A 21,480-nucleotide genomic window follows, 5' to 3' on the forward strand; every position below is an offset into this window, starting at 1 on the left:
TGATGGATGAAGGCGGGCCCATGCGATGACAATGTTCCAGATCCTGCTGGTGGCTGCCGGGCTGATGGCGCTGATGGTGGTTGGCTACACCCTGCTGGCCGGGCCGTCGGCGGCCAAGGAAAGCCAGCGCCGGCTGCAAGCCGTCCGCTTCCGCCATTCTGACAGCGCTTCGGCCAAGATGGAATCGCAGCTCAAGAAGGCGATCGCGGCGCGCAAGCCCAAGATGCACGCGGTCGCCGGCTCGAACTCGCGGATCGAGGCGTTGCAGGTGCGGCTCAACCGCTCGGGCAAGGGCTGGACGCTGACCCAGTATTTTTACGCTACGCTGGGCATTGCGCTCGCGGTGGCGCTGCTGATTTTTTTCCGCTCCGGTGCGGTGCTGATGTCGCTGCTGATCGGGCTGGTCGTCGGCGCCGGCTTCCCGCACTTGGCACTTAACCGGGCGATCAACAAGCGGACCGCCAATTTCAACGCCAAGTTTCCCGATGCGATCGAATTGCTGGTGCGCGGCCTGCGGTCGGGCCTGCCGGTCACCGAAACGCTGGCCGTGGTCGCGCAGGAGGTGCCTGGCGCGGTGGGCGAGGAATTCAAGGCCATCGTCGAACGCATCCGCATCGGCCGCACGATGGAAGAAGCGTTGCAGGAAACCGCCGACCGGCTGGGCATCCCCGAATTCAACTTCTTCTGCATCACGCTTGCCATCCAGCGCGAAACCGGCGGCAACCTCGCTGAAACGTTGTCGAACCTGGCCGACGTGCTGCGCAAGCGCGCGCAGATGAAGCTCAAGATCAAGGCAATGAGCTCGGAATCGAAGGCCTCGGCCTACATCATCGGCGCGCTGCCGTTCATGGTGTTCGCGGTGATCTGGTTCATCAACCCGGAATATATGGAAGGGTTTTTCACCGATGACCGCCTCATCATCGCCGGCATGGGCGGGATGGTGTGGATGAGCATCGGCGCCTTCATCATGTCCAAGATGATCAGTTTCGAAATCTGACGGGGAGCATACGGAAAATGACCAACCAGCCCCCCGGTCCGACCCTGCTCGGTGTCGACATGATCTTTGTCGGCACGATCCTGGCCGGCGTCGCCGCGCTGGCGGTGATGTTCGCGGTCTATGCCGCGATTACCGTGCGCGACCCGATGACCAAGCGGGTCAAGGCGCTCAATGCGCGGCGCGAGGAGCTGAAGGCGGGGATCCAGAAATCGACCGCCAAGAAGCGCCAGAGCCTGGTGCGCAAGACCGACCAGACCGAAAAGGTCAAGGATACGCTCTCGGGCCTCAAGGTGCTCGAACAGAGCCAGCTCGAGACAATCCAGCAGAAACTCGCCTGGGCGGGTTATCGCAACAAGGAACTGGCAGTCTATGTCGTGTTCGCGCGGATGATCCTGCCGATCGTGCTGGGCCTGATCGGGCTTTATCTGTTCTACATTTCCGACATGTTCCCCGACTGGGGCAGCTTCAAGCGGCTGGGCGCCTTCGCAGCGATGCTGGCGATCGGCTACAAGGGGCCGGAAACCTACCTCAAGAACAAGGCGACCAAGCGTACGGGCGAAATCCGCAAAGGGCTGCCCGACGCGCTCGATCTGCTGGTCATCTGCGCCGAGGCGGGGCTGACCGTCGATGCGGCATTCAACCGCGTGGCGCGCGAACTGGGCCGGGCCTATCCCGAACTGGGCGACGAATTCGCGCTGACCGCGATCGAATTGTCATTCCTCACCGAACGGCGGATGGCGTTCGAGAACCTTGCTTACCGGGTCAACCTCGATTCGGTGCGCGGGGTGGTGACGACGATGATCCAGACTGAACGCTACGGCACTCCGCTCGCTTCGGCGCTGCGCGTCCTGTCGGCAGAATTCCGCAACGAGCGGATGATGCGCGCCGAAGAAAAGGCCGCGCGCTTGCCGGCAATCATGACCGTTCCGCTGATCATGTTCATCCTGCCGGTGCTGTTCATCGTCATTCTGGGCCCGGCTGCCTGTTCGATGACCGACGCCTTCAGCGATGGCGGCGCGGCCGGCGGCGGCGGGGGCGACTGACCGCCCGCTCTAGTCCCCGATGCCGCCATAATCGGCATCGGGGCCGAGCGCATCAGCCTGCTCGCGCACGCGGGCCAGCAGATCGCGAAGGCTCGTCTGCTCCTCGGCCGTCAACACCGCGAACAGGCGGCGTTCGATCGCCTGCGCGTGCGGCATGATCCGCGCGTGGATCGCCGCCCCTTCGGCTGTCAGCGCCAGATGGTGCGAGCGCCCGTCGGCCGGGTTGGGCGCCCGCGTCAGCAGCCCGCGCGCGGCCATCGCCTTGCAGGCGCGGTTGACCGCCACCTTATCCATCATCGTCGCGCGCGCAATGTCGCGCTGCGTACGCGCGCCGCCATCGCCGAGCACCGCCATCACCCGCCATTCGGTGACCTTGAGCCCGAAGGTGTCGCGATAGCTTTCGGCAATTCGCGCGCTCACTGCATTTGTCACGAGCGACAACTGATAGGGCAGGAAATCATCAAGACGCGGTGTTCTGGCCATGCCCTGCCCTAGCCGCTTGCCGAAAGCGCGCCCACCCCCGCCCCGTTCATTACTCGCCCAGCGACGGCATTGAGCCGCGCCAGCAGCGCCGGATCGCGCGCTGCCGGTGCGGTCATCAATGCGTGCTCGAGTGCCGTATCGGCTGGCACCGGCGCACGCGCGGCCGGCAGGTTGGCGACCAGCGCCTTCAGCGTGCGCTGCGCCAGCGCGGCATTGGCGGCGACCTGCGCCAACACTGTGGCGGCATCAACTGGCGGGCGGCCCGCATCCCAGCCATCATAATCGGTGACCAGTGCGAGCAGCGCGTAAGGCAGCTCCGCCTCGCGGCACAGCGTCGCCTCGGGCATCGCGGTCATGCCGATCACGTCGGCGCCCCAGCGGCGATAGAGCGCGCTTTCCGCGCGGGTGGAAAAGCGTGGCCCATCGATTGCGATATAGGTCGCCGGGCGATGCACCGTGCCACCAGCCTGCTTAGCTGCTGCCCCGACGAGCCGCGACAGGCGCGGGCAGACCGGCTCGGCAAAGCCGACATGGGCGACGCAGCCCGGCCCGAAGAAGCTGGCGGCGCGGCCGCTGGTACGGTCGATGAACTGGTCGACCAGCACCAGATCGCCCGGCGCCATCGCCTCGCGCAATGATCCGACCGCCGAAATCGCCAGCACATCGCTCACCCCGCAGCGTTTGAGCACGTCGATATTGGCCCGGTAATTGACCGCGGCGGGCGGCAGATGATGGCCTGCTCCGTGCCGGGCGAGAAACGTCACCCTGACCCCGCCGAGCCGCCCGGTCACCACCGGGCCGGAGGGCGCGCCGAAACTGGATGCAACTGCGATCTCCTGCGCATCTTCCAGCCCGTCAATCGCGGCGAGGCCCGAACCGCCGATAATCCCGAGATGCCAGGCTTCGCGCGGCGGGGCGATGCTCATGAAAAGCCCGGCTCGTCCCACCAGGGATAGAAATCGGGCATCGCGCTGCTCACCCGGTCGGGGAAGGCTGGCGGGCGCTTTTCAAGGAAGCTTGCGATCCCTTCCCGCGCATCACCGCTGCGGCTGAGGCGGTAGATGGCGCGGCTGTCGATCCTGTGCGCGTCCATCGGATGCGGCAGGGCTGACAGGCGCCACAGCATCGCCCGGGTCATCGCAACCGACACCGCGGAGGTGTTGTCGGCAATCTCGCGGGCGATCGCGCGGGCCGCGTCCATCAGTTCGCCTTGCGGGTGGAGCGAGCGGACCAGGCCCCCTGCCAGCGCCTCCTCCGCCCCGAAGATGCGCCCCGTCATGCACCATTCGAGCGCGGTCGGCAGGCCAACCAGCCGTGGCAGGAACCAGCTCGAGGCGGCTTCGGGCGTGATCCCGCGACGGGCAAAGACGAAGCCGAACCGCGCATTGTCGGCCGCGAGGCGGATATCAAACGGCAATTGCATCGTTGCGCCCACGCCCACCGCGACCCCGTTGCACGCGCCGATCAGCGGCTTCTGCGAATTGAACAGCCGCAGCGTCAGCCGCCCGCCGCCATCGCGCACCCGCTCGTCCGACAGATCGTCCACCTGCGTCGGGTCGGAGAAGACGTGCCCCCCGCCCTCAGGCGTCAGGTCGGCGCCCGCACAGAAGGCGCGCTCGCCATGCCCCGTCACGATCACCGCGCGCACGCTGTCATCGGCATCGGTGCGGTCGATCGCGTCGATGATCTCGGCCATCATGGTGCGCGTGAAGGCGTTCATCTTGTCGGGCCGGTAGAGCGTCAGCGTGGCGATGCCCTCGGCAATATCCAGCCTGATCTGCGTATACTTACTCACCCGCACTCTCCCGGTGAAGGTCGCGGGGCGCCGCAATCGGCAGCGCCCCGCTGCTTATCGCTCAGCGCGGGGCCATGCGGATCGCGCCGTCGAGGCGCACATCCTCGCCGTTGAAATAGCCGTTCTCGATCATCGCCACGGCGAGCTTGGCATATTCGCTCGGGTCGCCCAGACGCTTGGGGAACGGCACCGAGGCGGACAGCCCGTCGCGCACATTCTGCGGCGCGCCGGCGAGCAGCGGGGTATCGAAAATGCCCGGCAGAATGGTGTTGATGCGGATATTCTCGCCCGACAGGTCGCGCGCGATCGGCAGCGTCATGCCGACCACGCCGGCCTTCGACGCCGAATAGGCGACCTGGCCCATCTGCCCGTCTTCTGCGGCGACGCTGGCGGTGTTGACGATCGCCCCGCGGTCGCCGTCTTCCAGCGGGTCGAGCGTCATCATGCCCGCCGCCGACATGGCGATGCAGCGGAACGTGCCGACGAGGTTGATCTGGATCAGCCAGTCGAACGCAGCCGCCGGGTAATGCTTGATCGAGCCGTCTTCCTTCGAACGGCTGGCGGTCTTCATCGCCGCGCCGGTGCCCGCGCAGTTGACCAGGATGCGCTCCTGCCCGTGCGCCTCGCGCGCCTTGGCGAAACCGGCGGCAACGCTTTCGTCGCTGGTCACGTTGACCTCGCAGAAGATGCCGCCGATCTCGGCAGCCAGCGCCTCGCCCTTTTCGGCCTGTAAGTCGAAGATTGCGACCTTGGCACCCTTGGCCGCCAGCGCCCGCGCGGTCGCAGCGCCAAGGCCCGAAGCACCGCCCGTGACCACGGCCGGAGTGTTTTCACCAATCTGCATAAGTCAGCTTCCTTGTTCGTTGAAAGGGTTGGTCAGAGCGCCTCGACGATCGTGACATTGGCTACGCCGCCGCCTTCGCACATCGTCTGCAGGCCGTATTTCTTGCCGCGCGCCTTCAGCGCATGGACCAGCGTCGCCATCAGCTTGGTCCCGCTGGCGCCGAGCGGATGGCCGAGCGCGATTGCCCCGCCATTGACGTTGAGCCGCGCCGGATCGGCGCCGGTATGCTTGAGCCAGGCGAGCGGCAATGACGCAAACGCCTCGTTCACCTCATAGAGGTCGATATCGTCGATGCTGAGCCCCGCGCGGGCGAGCGCCTTGTCGGTGGCGAAGAGCGGTTCCTCGAGCATGATCACCGGGTCGCCCGCCGTCACCGTCAGCGTGTGAATGCGGGCCAGCGGGGTCAGGCCGTGCGCCTTCAATGCCGCTTCCGACACGATCAGCGCGGCCGACGAGCCGTCGCAGATCTGACTGGCAGTCGCTGCCGACAACGCGCCGCCCTCGCTCAGCAGCTTGACCCCGGCAATCCCCTCCATCGTCGCATCGAAGCGGATGCCTTCATCAACGGTGTGCACGGCCGGGCCATCGGGCGTCTCGATCTCCACCGGCACGATCTCGGCGGCGAACGCCCCGCTTTCCGTCGCAGCCTTGGCCTTCTGGTGGCTGGCGAGGGCAAAGGCGTCGAGTTGTTCCTTGGTGAAGCCGTGCTTCTTCACGATCATCTCCGCGCCCATGAACTGCGACCATTGGACGCCGGGATATTTCTCCTCGAGGCCAGGCGATTTGTAGTGCCCCAGCCCTTCCTTCATGTGGAACATGGCGTTCGAGCCCATCGGAACCCGGCTCATGCTTTCAACGCCGCTGGCGATGACCACGTCCTGCACGCCCGACATCACCGCCTGCGCGGCAAACTGGACCGCCTGCTGCGAGGAACCGCATTGCCGGTCGATCGTCACCGCCGGGGTCGATTGCGGCAGCAGCTTGCTGGCCAGCACCGCATTGCGCCCGACCTGCATCGCCTGCTCTCCTGCCTGGGTGACGCAGCCCATGATGACATCGTCGACTGCGGCCGGATCGATTCCGCTGCGCGAGACGATCGCGTCGAGCGAGGTTGCGGCAAGGTCAACCGGGTGGACACCGGCCAGCCGCCCCCCGCGGCGCCCCCCGGCGGTGCGGACGGCATCGACGATATAGGCTGCGGGCATGTGCGCTCTCCCGGTGTTCGCGTTGCGATTTGCCACCGGCCTAGAAACCGGCGCGGGGGCGGTCAAGCGGGATGGGCGCTTTGCAGTCTGTGGCGCGGGTGACACAGGTGTTTTCATATCGGTTTGACCGTCCACGGCGCGGCGTTGCCATTTTCACACGATTGTCGCATGGGGGCGCCTTGCTGGTCCATCCTGCCTGGGTTTGCGGAGGGGTGCGGCAACAGAAAATGGCCCTCGATGGGCCGCTCTAGGGGATCAATCCTGATGAAAAAGTCTACCATGCTGAAGGTCAGCGCTGCGCCGCTGGCTCTTGGTCTGGCGCTTGCGGGCTCACCCGCCTTTGCGCAGACGACCGAAGAGGACGTCGGCGTCGGCCCGGTTGAATCGGTCGATACGCCGACCGCCGAACAGGGCGATGTGATCATCGTCACCGGCACGCGCATCCTGCAGCCCAACCTGGAATCGGCCAGCCCGGTGACTGTGGTTGGGGCGGCTGAAATCACCCAGACGGGTACGACCCGCGTGGAAGACCTCATCAACTCGCTGCCGCAGGTGTTCGCTGGGCAGGGTTCGACCGTGTCGAACGGCTCGACCGGTACCGCGACCGTCAACCTGCGTGGCCTCGGTTCGGAGCGTAACCTGGTGCTGGTCAACGGCCGCCGCTTGGTCCCGGGCGACCCGAGCTCGGCTGCTGCCGACCTTAACGTCATTCCGGCTGCGATCATCAAGCGCGTTGACGTGCTGACCGGCGGTGCGTCGGCGGTATACGGTGCGGACGCCGTATCGGGCGTCGTCAACTTCGTGATGGATACCGAGTTCGAAGGCTTCAAGCTCGACGCTCAGTATTCGCTCTACAATCACGACAACCGCGGTGATGCGGCCTATGTCGATGCGCTCAACGCGCGTCGCTTCGCCTACCCGACCGGCATGGTCGCCGATGGCGGCGCGATCGATGCGACGCTCGCTTTCGGCACCAGCTTCGACGATGGCCGCGGCCATGCGACCGCCTATGTCGGCTATCGCAAGATCAACGCCGTGCTCCAGCGCGACCGCGACTATTCGGCCTGTTCGCTGTCACCTCGCAGTGTCGCCAATGCAACCCTCCGCCCTTATGACTGCGGCGGTTCTGGTACGTCGCCTACGGGAACGGTGTATGCGTTCGATTCCGGCGGTGATCCGGCAGACTTCACCTCGGTGACGCTGCAGTTTGGCCCCAACCGCACGCTGCTTCCCGGCCGTACGCTCTACAACTTCGCGCCGCTGAACTATTATCAGCGTCCGGACGAGCGCTACACGGCTGGCGTCTTCGCCGATTATGAAATCTCCGAAGCGCTGCACCCCTACATGGAGTTCATGTTCATGGACGACCGCACGGTCGCCCAGATCGCTCCGTCGGGGAACTTCGGCAACACGCTGTCGATCAACTGCGACAACCCGCTGTTGTCGGCCCAGCAGCGCGCGATCCTGTGCGATGCCGAAAACCTGCTCGTCAGCCCCAACCCCGACAATGCGTTCGATGTAGTCGGCAACACCGGCGATCCGGCGTTCAACTTCATCGATGCCGCGACCGGGCGCACCTACAATCGCGGGTTTGCCCAGATCCTGCGCCGCAACGTCGAAGGTGGCGGGCGTCAGGACGATCTGCAGCACACCAGCTACCGGGCGGTCATCGGTACGCGCGGGCAGTTGAGCCCGGTGTGGACGTACGATGCCTATTATCAGTACGGCCGGACCAATTTCGCGCAAACCTATCGCAACGACTTCTCGGTCACGCGTCTGGCCCGGGCGATCGACATCGTGCGCGATGCGAGCGGCAACATCGTCTGCCGCTCGGCGACCGATGGGACCGATCCGAACTGCGTGCCGTGGGACATCTTCTCGCCCGGCACGGTTACGCCTTCGGCGGCTTCGGTGAACTATCTTGCCACTCCGGGCTTCAGCCGCGGGATCGTGACGCAGCAGGTCGCTTCGGCCTATGTGTCGGGTCTGCTGGGCGATTACGGCATCAAGTCGCCGTGGTCGGCTGATGGCGTCGGGCTGGTGCTCGGTGCGGAATATCGCAAGGAAAACCTTGAATTCAACGCCGACACCGCATTCCAGACCGGCGATCTTGCCGGCCAGGGTGCGCCGACGCTGCCGGTTGCCGGCTCGTACGACGTCAAGGAACTGTACACCGAAGTCAGCCTGCCGCTGGTGCGCGATTCGTTCATCGACGATTTCACCATCACCGCCGGCTACCGCTATTCGGACTACAGCCTCGGCTTCAGCACCGACACCTGGAAGATTCAGGGCGAACTGTCGCCGACGCGCGATCTGCGTATCCGCGGTGGCTTTAACCGCGCGGTGCGTGCGCCGACGGTGCAGGATCTGTTCGCGCCGCAGCGGGTTGCGCTCGATGGCTCGACCGATCCGTGCTCGGGCGCTCCGATCGCGGCAACCGATGTCGGCTGTCTGGCCACCGGCCTCCGCGTTGGTCAGGTCGTGGCGCCGAACCCGGCTGACCAGTATAACGGTCTGATCGGCGGTAACCCTCAACTCGGTCCGGAAACGGCCGACACCTGGACGGTCGGTGCGGTCCTGACGCCGCGCTTCCTGCCCGGTTTCAGCGCCAGCATCGATTACTTCGACATTGTTGTTGAAGGCGCCATTCAGGGTATCGGTGCTGATACGATCCTTGAGCAGTGCAGCCGCACTGTCGCGGATCCGTTCTTCTGCGGCCTGGTGCAGCGTGATGGGTCGGGTTCGCTGTGGCGCTCGTCGAACGGTTACGTGACCGATCTGTCGCAGAACATCGGGAAGCTGGCCACCTCGGGTATCGACGTTCAGGCTGGCTACAACCGCGAGATCGGCGATCTCGGCCGGTTGAGCCTGAGCTTCGTCGGTACCTGGCTCGAAGAGCTGGTGTCGAACCCGGGCGTTCCGGGCGTGGCGGATACTGACTGCGTCGGTCGTTACGGTCCGATCTGCGGTACGCCGAACCCCGAATGGCGCCACCAGATGCGGGTCGGCTTCGACTTCGCTGACGGCTTTGGTGCCTCGGTCCGCTGGCGGCACTTCGGCTCGGTAGACGTCGACGGGTTGAGCCCGACGACTGCCCCTGCGGTCCGCACGTTTGACGCGCAGAACTACTTCGATCTCGCGCTGACCTGGGAAGTGGGCGACCACTACAACTTCCGCCTGGGTGCCAACAACATCCTGGACAAGGAACCGCCGCTTACGGGTGGTTCGGCTTGCCCAGCCGGCAGCTGTAACGGCAATACCTTCAGCCAGGTGTACGACGCGCTCGGCCGGTACATCTATGCCGGTGTCACGCTCGACTTCTAAGAGCGTCACCAGCTGACACGAAGATGGCGGGCCGCAAGGTCCGCCATTTTCTTTTCCGGCGCACGCGTTACCGCATCAGCGATGGGGCAGACGACGATCTCCGAGCGGGATGCAATGGCGGCGATCGGCAGGCTTGGCGCACTGCCCGCGCGCGATGCCTATCACCTTGGATTACGGCTGTGGCAGGCTGGGTATGCCGAACGCCTACTGCCTGCCCTGCGCCATCTCGCGCAACAGCATCCGGCCGCCGCGCAGCTTCATCAACTGCACGGCCTTGCTGCGCGCGACGCGATGGAACTGGGCGAGGCGACCGCCGCGTTTGCGCGGGCAGCGGCTCTTGCTCCCGCTGATGTTCTCATCGCCCATTCACACGCCCGCGCCGCGCTCGAAGCCGGTTCTCCTGCACTCGCACTGTTCGACCGGGCCTTTCGCGCAAACCCGTCGGACGGCGACGTCCTGCTTGGCTATGTCGCCGCACAACTCGGCGAACAGGGCGCGCAGGCGGCGATGACCACGCTCGGCCAGGCGATAAACGGCAATCCACTCTGGACCGACGGCCTCGCTGCGCTTGCCCGGCTACGCGCACAGCTCGGGCTCGACCCGATCGAGCCGATTGCTGCCGCGCTGGCCCGGTTTCCCAACGAACCCGCCTTGCATCGGCTCGTCATCACGACGTGTCTCGAAGCGCACGAACCCTCCCGCGCCGCGCCTTACGCTCAAGCTGCCTGTGCGCAATTCACCGACCCATGGTTCACCTTCACCGCGGCCCATATCGCCAGCGAAACCGGCGACAGCCCCCAGGCCGAACGGCTGTTCGCCGCTGCCGGCGCCAGTGATGCGCCATCGGCCCTGTCGCTGCGCGCGCGGCATCTGTTGCGGTTCGGGCGGGCAGACGAGGCTGCAACGCTGCTTGAGCCGCATATTGCCCGCGATCATCGGCATCTGCTGTGGCCGTATCTGTCGCTCGCCTGGCGGAGCATCGGCGATCCCCGCGGGCATTGGCTGGAGGGAACGCCCGAACTGGTCGGAGTGTATGATCTGGGCGCACGGATTACCGCCATTCCCGGCTTGGTGGACCATCTGCGCAGCCTGCATTTCGCGACTGCCCAGCCGCTCGACCAATCAGTCCGCGGGGGCACACAGACCGATGGCAACCTGCTGCTGCGCGATGACCCGCCGATCCGGGCACTGCGCGCGGTGCTGCTCGAAACGGTGGCCAGCCACATTGCCAGTTTGCCGGCCGCTGTGCCGGATCATCCGACCCTGCTGCCCCGCCGCCAGCCACTGCGGATCGCCGGCTCATGGTCGGTGCGGCTGACGGATGGCGGCTATCATACCGATCACATTCATGGCCGGGGCTGGTTCAGTTCTGCCCTGTATCTCGTCGTGCCCGACCTTGAAGCGGCCGGACAGGACACTCACGCAGGTTGGCTGTCGCTGGGCGAAAGCCGCGACCTCGTGCCCGCGCTCGCGCCCGTGCGGCTGGTCGAACCGCGCCTAGGACGGCTGGTCCTGTTCCCGTCGACGATGTGGCACGGCACCCGGCCATTCGCAGCCGGCGAACGAATGACGGTGGCGTTCGACATCGCTCGGCCGCTACAGGGCACGACATGACCGATCCATCATCTTCGCGTACCCCGCCACCGCAGTTGCTTGCCGCAATGGAGCGTCTGCGCCGCGCCGACCCGGCGGGTGCGCTGAGCGTGCTCGAAAGTGCACTGGCTGACCGTGTGGGCGAACGCACGCCCTTCCTGGCGCTGGCCGGCCTCGCCGCCTTGCGCGCGGGCTTGCCCGAACGGGCTATCGCCCCCTTGGAGGAATTGCTCAAGACACATCCCGCCGACCGGGCTTCGCGGCTCAACCTGGCAAACGCCTATATCGAAACCGGCCGGTTCGACGATGCCATGCAAGTCGCCGCCTCGTCCGAAGAGCCGGCCATGCTGCGCATCCGCGGCTATGTTCACCAGCACAGTGGACAGTATGATCAGGCGGCAACGCTGTACCGGCAGGCAGTTGCAGCCGAACCGGGCGACGTGGCGAGCTGGAACAATCTCGGCAGCAGCCTCGCAGCTCTCGACCGTCACGAAGAGGCGATCTCGCCGTTCGAGCACGCGATTACCCTCGCCCCCCGCGAACCCGGTGCGTACCTCAATCTTGCAGAGAGCCTGCGGCTGCTGGGTCGGCACGAGGCGCAGCGCAAGGTTCTAACGGACGCCGCGGCAATTGCGCCAGACGATGTGCGGGTGCTGACCGAACTTGGCCTTGCGCAAACCGCGCTTGAGGAACTGGGCGAGGCTGAGCAGACTCTCTTGCGCGCGATCGCGCTGGGCGCCCCGTTCGGTGCGGCGCAGGTCGAGTTGGCGAGCATCTACGAGGCGGAAAGTCGGCTCGCCGATCTGCGTGCGCTGGCGGACCGCTATGCTGCTGAAAACGCCCCGGAGGCGGCCTATATCCGTGCCTGGCTGGCGCTACGCGAAGGCCGGATGGATGACGCCGACACTTTCGCTCGGGCCATACCCACGACCGTGGCCCCTGCACGTGCAGCCCATTTGCGTGGCTTGATTGTGGATCGGCTGGGCGACGCCGACCGCGCCTTCGCGGCGTTCAGCGCCATGAACCGGGCCATTGCTGCCGACGCCCCCGCGCCGGCAGGCGAGACCTTTCGCGAGCAGGTGGAACGACGGACGACCCTGCTCGCCCACATTACGCCGTTGGCTATGCCGGCATCCAGGGCAATCGACGAACACGCGGACCCGGTGTTTCTCGTTGGCTTCCCCCGATCGGGCACCACGCTGATCGACACCATGCTGATGGGGCAGCCGGGCCTCCAGATCCTCGAAGAGCGGCCGATGATGGCCCGCCTGACGACCGTATTGGGCGAACAGACGGGCTCGCCGTGGGCTATTGCCGACGATCAGCTGCCCGCCTTGCGCGAGCAATATTTCGGCCACGCGCGCGAGTTTGGATGGGACGGGACGCGCCAGCTGGTCGACAAGCACCCGCTGAACATGACCCGGGCCGCCTTGATCCGCCGGTTGTTCCCGCAAGCAAAGCTGCTGTTCGTCCAGCGCCACCCCTATGACGTGGTGCTGAGCTGCTACATCGCCAATTTCGCACCGAATTTTGCCATGCGCAGCTTCCTCGACCTGACCGAGGCCGCGCGCACTTATGATGCGGTGCTGTCTTGCTGGGCCGAGGCGACCGAGCGGCTGGCGATCCCCTACCACACGGCGTGCTACGAGACGCTGGTCACCGATCCGGAAGGGGAGTTACGACAGGTGATCGACTGGCTTGGCCTGAGCTGGAATGAGCGGATGCTCGATCATACTTCAACCGCCCGGGAGCGCGGCCGGGTCAGGACAGCCAGCTACGCCCAGATTCACGAACCGATCTACCAGCGCGCGAGCGGCCGGTGGCTGCGCTATCGCCATCATCTCGACCAGGTGGCGCAATGGCTCGACCCTTGGGTGGACAGGCTGGGTTATGCCCCGGTGCGGCCGTCCTGAGAAACGGGTGGCACCGGCCGCCGAGTTTGTGGCATCATGTTGGCATGGATGGAGAGGTTATTTCATGATCGGACGATATGTGGGCCTCGCGGCCCTAGCCACAGCATTCTTGCCGGTCGCGGCGTCCGCTCAGGACCGTGATAATGAATCCGGCGCATCTACCCATGTCGCGGCTTTGCGGGATTGCCGCGCAATCGCCGACCCGACCGCACGGCTAGCCTGCTACGATACCCAGGTACCGCAATTCGTGGCCGCGGCCGACGCCGGCAATGTGCGGGTGATCGACCGGGCGACGATCCGAGAGACGCGGCGCCGCCTGTTCGGTCTGGCTCTGCCGAAAATCAACATTTTCGGCGGTGGCGACGGCGACAACGACGCGGACGAGGAAGAGATCACCACCCTCGCGACGACGCTGACTTCGGCCCGTCCTGGCCCGGGCGGAACGATGATCCTGCGCACGGAAGACGGCATGGTCTGGCAGCTCGATCAGATTCCCAGCCGCCTGATGACCCCACGCGCGGGTCAACCGGTCGAATTCCGCCGGGCCTCCCTCGGCAGCTATTTCGTGTCGATCAACGGACAGCCGGGCGTGCGTGGCCGCCGGGTGGAATAGGTTACGACGCAAATTGAAGCGCAGCGCCCGCGCTTGTCCGCAGAGGGCCTGCACCAACTCGGCTCGAGGCAAGCCTCCTTGAGCACCGTCATGGCAGCCGACAGCCAGTCAGAGTTTGCGCGACATCGGGCGCAGCGCCCGCCGAAGCGGCGCCGGCCAAAGCAAGCGAGAGACAAAGAAAGGGCCGCCCGGCGAACCGGACGGCCCTTTTTCTTTGCCTGATCGCCGATCAGAAGCCGGCGTTGAGGCCCAGGAAGAACGAACGACCCACGACGTCGAACCCGCTATACAGCGGCGCGTTGCCAATCAGGTTCGTGTAGTCTGCCGAGATCCGCGGGGGCTTCTTGTCGAAGATGTTGCGGACGCCCACGGTCATGCCGAACTGTTCCGTCACATCGAACGACACCGATGCGGTGTGCAGGAAGTAGTCCTTCGTGCGCAGCAGATACTCGTTGGGGTCATAGCCGAACGGTTCGGCATAATCCTGCGAGTCGGTCGCGCCGATCCACTCGACCTGATAGCGCAGCGACACGTCTTCCATGCCGAAGGTGGCATCGAACTGGCCGGTCCATTCAGGGTTGCTGATCAGCCCGACCACATCGAGGATGTCCTGCGTCGGGAAGGTCCGCGAGTAACGCTCGAGGAACTGCGTCACCGCCGCGTTGAGGCGCAGCTGGCCGCTGCCGAGCGGAGCCGTGAAGCGGGCGTTGTAGTCGATCCCGCGGACCCGCGCATCCGAGATGTTCACATAGCTGCTGACCACGGTCAGGGCATTGTTGGCATCACGGCTGATAAGCTCCGGACGGCACGTCGTGCGTTCCGGGTTGTTGTAGCACTGGCTGAGCACGTTGGCTGCAGTCAGGCGGGCAACACCGTTATCGACTTTGATATCGAAGTAATCGGCCGACAGCGACAGGCCGAACCGGCCCAGCGAAGGCTGCAGGACGATCCCGCCGGTCAGCGCGGTCGAGGTTTCGGCCGCCAGGCCTGCCTCGGCACCGCCAACACCGATCGAGGTGACGCTGCTGCGCTGGATGAAGTCGGCCGGCAGGCCGTCCGCAAGGCAGCGTTCGCGCACGAGCGGATTGGTCACCGCCGCAAGATCGGCACACGGGTCTGTCGTAGAACCAAGGAACCCGCTGGTCCGGCCCAGGAACTGTTCGAACAGCAGCGGAGCGCGGAACGAGGTGCCGTAGCTACCACGGAAGCTGATCGCCCGGATAGGCGAGAACAGCGCGCCGACCTTGTAGGTCCAGTCGCCGCCATAGGAATCATATTCCGTGTAACGGCCCGAGGCGTTGATCGTGAGATCATGGATGAACGATTCGCGCACCAGCGGCAGTTCGATTTCGCCGAACACTTCCCACACCGAATCGGTGCCCCGGGTCGGGGTCGAGGAGGTGAAGCCGTAAAGGTTGTTGCGCTGGCTATCCGGACCCGGCGTGTCATCGATACGCGCCTTGCGATATTCCGCACCGAGCGCAAGCTGGACTTCACCACCCGGCAGGCGGAACAGCGGACCGTCGATGTTCGCGGCAAAGGTGCTTTCCGTGTACTTGGTCGTGCCCGTCACCGGATCGGTAACGAAGTCGAACCATGCAGCCGGGAACTGCCCGCCAACCACCGCCGGTGTCAGCACGGGAGCGGCGACACAGCCGGAAATATTGATCCGGCAACGGAAGGTGCCATCAGGGTTCGCCACGACGTCAAAGCTCTGCGCCAGACGATCGGTCAGGATCAGATCCGTCGTGTATTCGGCATCCGACCAGCTCTTGCCGGCGAACAGGTCGTAACGCCAGTTGTAGGGCAGATCGCCGCGGATACCGCCGTTGACGCGGGTATAGTCGACCTCCTGACGGTTATTGTAGATGCCGTAATCGGCAAACACGCGAATACCGATCGGCGCGCCGTTTGTGGTCGGCGTTGCGGCGCCAACCGCACCGGGGAACCGCAGCCCCACGGGGATCAGCGGGCTGCCCAGCGGATAGTCCAGCGTGAACTGACGCTGACCGTCCTGGTTAGATTTGCGGCGGTTGAACAGGAATTCGGTGTAGATTTCGGCATTGCCGAGAATGTCGAGATCGTAACGGATTTGACCGAACGCGCCAAAGGTTTCGACCGGCGAGAGCAGGTCTTCCTTCAACAACGCCGGCGAGAACGTGTCGCGAATGTTGGTGCTGAGCGCACCGCCGCCGACGCATTCATAGCCCGGGACAGCGCCGCCGGCACCAGGCAGCGGGCGGAAGCGGTTGCAAACGCCGGTGTAACCAGCCGGGACGCCCGGGGCGCGAACGACCGTTCCGCCGGCAAGGTTCGGCGTGCCGATCGTGTTGACCGTGACACCGCCATTTTCGAGCGGGAAGCACTTCACCTGGCCGGTGCGCGGATCGATGTAGTCGCCCGCCCCGAAATCGGAGCCGTTGGTGCCGTACAGGCCGGTTGGGCAGCTGGCCCATTCGCGATCACCGAACTCGATCGCACTGCGGCGGAAATATTCCAGCGAGCCGAGGACATGCAGCCGGTCGGTATTGAAGCCGCCGAGCAGCGCCACGCGCTGCGAAATGCCGTCGCCTTCACCCGGAACGCTGACCGATGCGTCGAATTCGACGCCGTTGAGGTCGCGGCGGGTCACCATGTTGATGACGCCGGCGATTGCGTCCGACCCGTAGATCGACGACGCACCGGTGTTCAGCACTTCGATCCGTTCGAGCACTGCGTTCGGCAGCACGTTGAGATCGGCAACGCCGACCGCGCCGCGCGAACCAGCCGGCGACACGCGGCGGCCGTTCAGCAGAACTAGCGTGCGCGAGGTGCCCAGGCCGCGCAGCGACACGGTGTTCACACCGGGGCCGCCGTCGACCACGAACCCGCCATACAGGTTGTTGATCTGCGAGGTGCCGCCAGTGACCTTGGTGGACTGAAGAACGTCGGTGGTGTTGGTAAACCCGGCCTGCGTGGTTTCGTTGCGGGTGATCACCTGGATCGGATCGGCCGTGTTGAACTGGTCCCGACGCAGGCGCGAACCGGTAACGACGATCTCACCGTTGTTCTGCGATCCATCAGCCGAAGCAATATCGGTATCGCAAACGCCGTCATTATTATCGTCGACACAGCCAGGGGCAGCCGGGTTTTCCGGCGCAGCCTGAGCCACTGCCATCTGCGGCGTGAGCGCCAGACCGGCGACGAACGCCGCACCGAATAGCAAGCGGTGCTTGTAAGAGGTGATCATTGAAAACTCCCAGACCCTGGACAAAATACGCCGCCCTTGTGGCAAACGCCGTTCATCGGCGCGACAGAAAATGCCCCTCTCTCGGGGGTGTAGCGTTATTTGTCTCCTCGCTGTCACCAATTTGCAACAGCGGCTGACTAGGCGCGCTACCCCACCCGCATCGCGAGCGCACCGTCGCCCTCATCGACCTGTACCGTGCTGCCATCGGGCACCTCGCCGCCGAGGATCATCTCGGCCAGCGGATCCTGAAGATAGCGCTGCACCGCGCGTTTCAGCGGGCGGGCGCCATAGACCGGATCATAACCGACCCGGCCGAGCCAGCGCTTGGCCGCATCGGTCAGCTCGAGCGTGATCTTGCGGTCGGCCAGCAGCTTCTGCACCCGCCCGACCTGGATGTCGACGATCGGTGCCATGTGCTCGGCGGCGAGGCGGTGGAACAGGATGATCTCGTCCAGCCGGTTGAGGAATTCCGGGCGAAAATGCGCCCGCACCACCTCCATCACCTGCGGTTCCACGCTGGCCACGTCCTGCCCGTCCTCCATCTGCGCCAGATACTGGCTGCCGAGGTTCGAGGTCAGAATGATCAGCGTATTCGAAAAATCGACCACGCGGCCCTGCCCGTCGGTCAGCCGGCCATCGTCGAGCACCTGCAACAGGATGTCGAACACGTCGGGATGGGCTTTTTCGACCTCGTCGAACAGCACCACCTGATACGGCCGGCGCCGAACTGCTTCGGTCAGCACGCCGCCTTCCTCGTAGCCGACATAACCCGGGGGCGCGCCGATCAGCCGGGCAACGGCGTGCTTCTCCATGAACTCGCTCATGTCGATGCGCACCATTGCGTTGTCATCGTCGAACAGGAACCCGGCGAGCGCCTTGGTCAGCTCGGTCTTGCCGACGCCGGTGGGGCCGAGGAACAGGAAGCTGCCGAGCGGGCGGTTCGGATCCTGCAAGCCGGCCCGGGCTCGGCGCACAGCCTTGGATACGGCGGCGACCGCCTGTTCCTGGCCGATCACCCGCTGGCCCAGCGTCTGTTCCATCTGGAGCAGCTTCTCGCGCTCGCCTTCCATCATCCGGTCGACCGGGATGCCGGTCCACCGGCTGACGACGCCGGCGATATCGTCCTCGGTCACTTCCTCGCGCAGCAGCGCATTGCCTGCTTGCCCGACCGCTTCGGCCAGACGCTGTTCGAGCGCCGGAATGGTGCCGTAGGACAGTTCGCCCGCGCGGGCGAGGTCGCCGGCACGCTGGGCCTGCTCCAGTTCCACCCGCGCGGCATCGAGCTCTTCCTTGATTCGGCTCTCGGCCTGGATCTTGTCGCGCTCGCCCTGCCAGCGCGTGGTCAGTGCGCCGCTCTGTTCCTCAAGGTCGGACAACTCGCGGCGAAGATTGGCGAGCCGGTCCTGCGAGGCGGCGTCGCTCTCCTTCTGCAGCGCCTGCTCCTCGATCTTGAGCTGGATGATCCGCCGGTCAAGCGCCTCGATCTCCTCGGGCTTGCTCTCCACCTCCATGCGGATGCGGCTGGCGGCCTCGTCCATGAGGTCGATCGCCTTGTCGGGCAGGAAACGGTCCTGGATGTAACGGTTCGACAGCTGCGCTGCGGCGACAATCGCGCCGTCGGTGATCCGCACCCCGTGATGCAGCTCGTACTTGTCCTTGATCCCGCGCAGGATCGAGATCGTATCCTCGACGCTGGGTTCGGCGATGAACACCGGCTGGAACCGCCGCTGGAGGGCCGGGTCCTTCTCGACATATTTCTGATATTCGTCGAGCGTGGTCGCGCCGATGCAATGCAGTTCACCGCGTGCCAAAGCAGGCTTGAGCAGGTTGCCCGCATCCATGCTGCCTTCCGACGCCCCGGCGCCGATCAGCGTGTGCATTTCGTCGATGAACAGGATGATCTGCCCATCCGCGCCCTTCACTTCGTCGAGCACGGCCTTGAGCCGTTCCTCGAACTCGCCGCGATATTTGGCGCCGGCGATCAGACTGCCCATGTCGAGCGCCATCAGCGTGCGGCCCTTGAGACTGTCGGGCACGTCGCCATTGGCGATGCGCAGCGCCAGCCCTTCGGCAATCGCGGTCTTGCCGGTGCCGGGTTCGCCGATCAGCGCCGGGTTGTTCTTGGTCCGGCGGGCGAGGATCTGGATCGTGCGGCGGATTTCCTCGTCGCGTCCGATCACCGGGTCGAGCTTGCCATCGCGCGCTGCCTGCGTCAGGTCGCGGGCATATTTCTTCATCGCGTCATAGCTTTCCTCGGCGCTGGCGGAATCGGCGTTGCGCCCGCCCGACAGGTCCTGGATCGCGTGTTCAAGCGCCTTGGCATCGACATTGGCGGCGGCAAAAGCGGCCGCAACATTGGTCCCGCTCGCCATTGCCAGCGCCTGGAGCAGCCGCTGGACGGGCACGAAACTGTCGCCGGCCTTGGTCGCCAGCTGTTCGGCCTGGTCGAGCACCCGGACGCTGTCATTGTCGAGGCCGGGGGTGGCCTGCGCGCCGCTGCCGCTGACGGCGGGGATCTTGGCGAGGGCCGCATCGACCTCGTCCTCCAGCAACCGCGCATTGCCCCCGGCGCGGGTGACAAGGCCCGCCGCCATACCCTGATTATCCTCGACCAGTGCCTTCAGCAGATGCGCCGGGGTGATCCGCTGATGGTTCATGCGGATGGCAATGGTCTGCGCAGCCTGCAGGAAGCCCTTGGCGCGGTCGGTGAATTTTTCGAGGTTCATGGCTGGATGGTTCTCCTGTCAGCCGCCGAGATAGTGTTGCTGTTTGGCAACACAAGGTGGTGCGAACGATTATTCGCCGGGCCGCCATTGGCGCGCGAGGCTGTCGAGCAGGCGCACGCCGAAGCCCGATGCGCCCGCCGGGGTCAACGGCGCGCTGCTTTCGCGCCAATCCACCCCGGCAATGTCGAGATGCGCCCAGGGGAGCGTTTCGGGCACGAAATGCGCGATGAAATGGGCCCCCGCGCTGGCCCCCGGCGCGCCGCTGGCATCGGAGTTCTTGATATCGGCAATGTCCGATTTGATCGCCTTGGCGTAGGTCGGATGCAGCGGCAGCCGCCACAGCGCCTCGCCGCTGGTTTCGGCGGCAGCTGCAAGACGGTTGGCGGTGGTGTCATCGCGCGCGAACATCCCGGCATATTCGCTACCCAGCGCCGCCCCGACCGATCCGGTCAGCGTGGCGATATCCACCAATGCAAACGGCTGCCGGCGGTCGATCGTGTACTGGATCGCGTCAGCCAGAACCAGCCGCCCTTCGGCATCGGTGCTGCGGATCTCGATTGTTTGCCCACCGAACGTGCGGACCACATCGCCCGGGCGCTGGGCATTGTCGCCGGGCATATTCTCGGCCAGTGCAGCCACTGCGACAACGTGGACGGGTGCGCGGCTCTTGGCGAGCGACAGAGCGGTGGCGACAACCGCTGCCGCGCCCGACATATCCGCCTTCATCGCCCACATCCCGGCATTTGGTTTGAGCGAGATGCCGCCGCTGTCGAAGGTGATCCCCTTGCCGACCAGCGCCAGCGGCGGGCCTTCTGCGCCGCGATAGGTGACCAGCATCAGCCGCGAGCCACGTGGGCTCCCCTGCCCGACGCCGACCAGCGCGCCCATATTGAGCCGCCGCATTGCTGCCTCGTCGAGCACTTCGATGGTCACGCCCGGCACTCGGGCAAAGGCGGCGCGGGTACGCTCAACGAAGCTTGCGGGATAGATGACGCTGGCCGGCTCGCTCTGCAGATCGCGCGTGAACCGGACCGCTTCGGCCAGATGCGTCTGCCGGCCCGTCCATTCAGCGCGGGCCGCATCGGCGCCTGCACCGACGATCGTGACCGGTGCGGCCGGACGATCTTCGCGACCCGATTTGTACCGGTCGAAACGGTATTGGCCCAGCGTGTAGCCCAGCGCCATTTGTGCCATCGCCGTACTGTCAGGCGCGCCGGCCACCGCCACCGGGGCGTTGGTTGATGACAGTTCCTGCGCGGCGGTGCCGGCAGCCGTCGCCCAATCGGGCCGGGCGGCATCCGTGCCGATCAGCAGCACCGAGGGTCGCCCGCCGAACCCGCGCAGCAACAGCTTGTCGCCTGCCTCGCCGGTAAATTTCTCGGCCGCAATCGCCGCTTCAAGCGCCGTGCGCGTGCTGGCATCCACCGGCAAGTCGCCGGGCAGCGCGGCGCCGGTCATGACGATTGCCAGCGCCGCATCGGCCGGCGCGCTGGCAGCGAACAGGATCGGCCGCTCGGCGCTGTTCTGCGCATTTGTGGCCGCAACGCCTGACCCGACGGTCTGCGCGGTCACGGGGGCTGGCGTGAGGGCAATGCCGGCCAGCAGCGCGGCGATCAAAGCTGTCTTCATGTCTCTCTCCGCAAACGGTTTTGTCGCCGGCTGTGTTGACGCCCCTCGGCCGCAGGCGCAAGCACGCAGCCGGTCGAAGGGGTGAG

Annotated in this window: 14 protein-coding genes; 6 read left to right on the plus strand and 8 right to left on the minus strand. The window is 65.6% G+C overall.

What is annotated here, in order from left to right; genetic code table 11:
• Positions 1-25 precede the first annotated feature (25 nt).
• The gene (locus ILT46_RS01915) at positions 26-997 is read left to right on the plus strand and encodes a type II secretion system F family protein (protein WP_199502921.1); all 972 of its coding nucleotides are present in this window, start codon (positions 26-28) and stop codon (positions 995-997) included.
• Between the two features lie 17 nt (positions 998-1,014).
• On the plus strand, positions 1,015-2,040 hold the full coding sequence (locus tag ILT46_RS01920) for a type II secretion system F family protein (protein ID WP_199502922.1): 1,026 nt from the start codon (positions 1,015-1,017) through the stop codon (positions 2,038-2,040).
• Positions 2,041-2,049: 9 nt separating this feature from the next.
• Here the strand turns inward: ILT46_RS01920 and ILT46_RS01925 are convergent, their stop codons facing one another.
• The 5 genes from ILT46_RS01925 to ILT46_RS01945 form a co-directional block, all read right to left on the minus strand.
• Positions 2,050-2,523 (minus strand): MarR family winged helix-turn-helix transcriptional regulator, encoded by a 474-nt coding sequence (locus ILT46_RS01925; RefSeq protein WP_199502923.1) that lies wholly within the window; start codon positions 2,521-2,523, stop codon positions 2,050-2,052.
• 8 nt (positions 2,524-2,531) lie between these two features.
• Positions 2,532-3,449 carry an S-methyl-5'-thioadenosine phosphorylase gene (gene mtnP, locus ILT46_RS01930; protein WP_199502924.1) on the minus strand — a complete coding sequence of 306 codons (918 nt, stop codon included), beginning with the start codon at positions 3,447-3,449 and terminating at the stop codon, positions 2,532-2,534.
• The gene (locus ILT46_RS01935) at positions 3,446-4,318 is read right to left on the minus strand and encodes a crotonase/enoyl-CoA hydratase family protein (protein WP_199502925.1); all 873 of its coding nucleotides are present in this window, start codon (positions 4,316-4,318) and stop codon (positions 3,446-3,448) included. The genes mtnP and ILT46_RS01935 overlap by 4 nt, the downstream gene beginning before the upstream one ends.
• 61 nt (positions 4,319-4,379) lie before the next feature.
• The gene (locus ILT46_RS01940) at positions 4,380-5,162 is read right to left on the minus strand and encodes an SDR family NAD(P)-dependent oxidoreductase (RefSeq protein WP_199502926.1); all 783 of its coding nucleotides are present in this window, start codon (positions 5,160-5,162) and stop codon (positions 4,380-4,382) included.
• A 32-nt stretch (positions 5,163-5,194) separates the two neighbouring features.
• Entirely contained in the window at positions 5,195-6,367 is a 1,173-nt protein-coding gene (locus tag ILT46_RS01945; RefSeq protein WP_199502927.1) for an acetyl-CoA C-acetyltransferase, read from the minus strand.
• Between the two features lie 279 nt (positions 6,368-6,646).
• Here ILT46_RS01945 and ILT46_RS01950 point away from each other — a divergent pair, with 279 nt between their 5' ends.
• The 4 genes from ILT46_RS01950 to ILT46_RS01965 all read left to right on the plus strand — a co-directional run bounded on the left by ILT46_RS01950 (position 6,647) and on the right by ILT46_RS01965 (position 13,810).
• Positions 6,647-9,691 (plus strand): TonB-dependent receptor domain-containing protein, encoded by a 3,045-nt coding sequence (locus tag ILT46_RS01950; RefSeq protein ID WP_233396889.1) that lies wholly within the window; start codon positions 6,647-6,649, stop codon positions 9,689-9,691.
• 81 nt (positions 9,692-9,772) lie between these two features.
• Positions 9,773-11,305 (plus strand): putative 2OG-Fe(II) oxygenase, encoded by a 1,533-nt coding sequence (locus ILT46_RS01955; RefSeq protein ID WP_199502928.1) that lies wholly within the window; start codon positions 9,773-9,775, stop codon positions 11,303-11,305.
• Positions 11,302-13,197, plus strand: coding sequence for a tetratricopeptide repeat-containing sulfotransferase family protein (locus ILT46_RS01960; protein WP_199502929.1), 1,896 nt, complete (start codon positions 11,302-11,304; stop codon positions 13,195-13,197). The genes ILT46_RS01955 and ILT46_RS01960 overlap by 4 nt, the downstream gene beginning before the upstream one ends.
• A 64-nt stretch (positions 13,198-13,261) precedes the next feature.
• Positions 13,262-13,810, plus strand: a complete 549-nt coding sequence (locus ILT46_RS01965; protein WP_199502930.1) for a hypothetical protein — start codon at positions 13,262-13,264, stop codon at positions 13,808-13,810.
• A gap of 229 nt (positions 13,811-14,039) precedes the next feature.
• Here the strand turns inward: ILT46_RS01965 and ILT46_RS01970 are convergent, their stop codons facing one another.
• From ILT46_RS01970 to ILT46_RS01980, 3 genes are all read right to left on the minus strand, one after another.
• The gene (locus ILT46_RS01970) at positions 14,040-17,084 is read right to left on the minus strand and encodes a TonB-dependent receptor domain-containing protein (protein WP_233396890.1); all 3,045 of its coding nucleotides are present in this window, start codon (positions 17,082-17,084) and stop codon (positions 14,040-14,042) included.
• 101 nt (positions 17,085-17,185) lie between these two features.
• Positions 17,186-19,765, minus strand: a complete 2,580-nt coding sequence (gene clpB, locus ILT46_RS01975) for an ATP-dependent chaperone ClpB (RefSeq protein WP_199502931.1) — start codon at positions 19,763-19,765, stop codon at positions 17,186-17,188.
• A 69-nt stretch (positions 19,766-19,834) separates the two neighbouring features.
• Positions 19,835-21,394 (minus strand): leucyl aminopeptidase family protein, encoded by a 1,560-nt coding sequence (locus ILT46_RS01980; RefSeq protein WP_199502932.1) that lies wholly within the window; start codon positions 21,392-21,394, stop codon positions 19,835-19,837.
• Positions 21,395-21,480 lie beyond the last annotated feature (86 nt).

Source organism: Qipengyuania sp. YIM B01966, assembly GCF_016461955.1.
Classification (GTDB): Bacteria; Pseudomonadota; Alphaproteobacteria; order Sphingomonadales; family Sphingomonadaceae; genus QFOP01.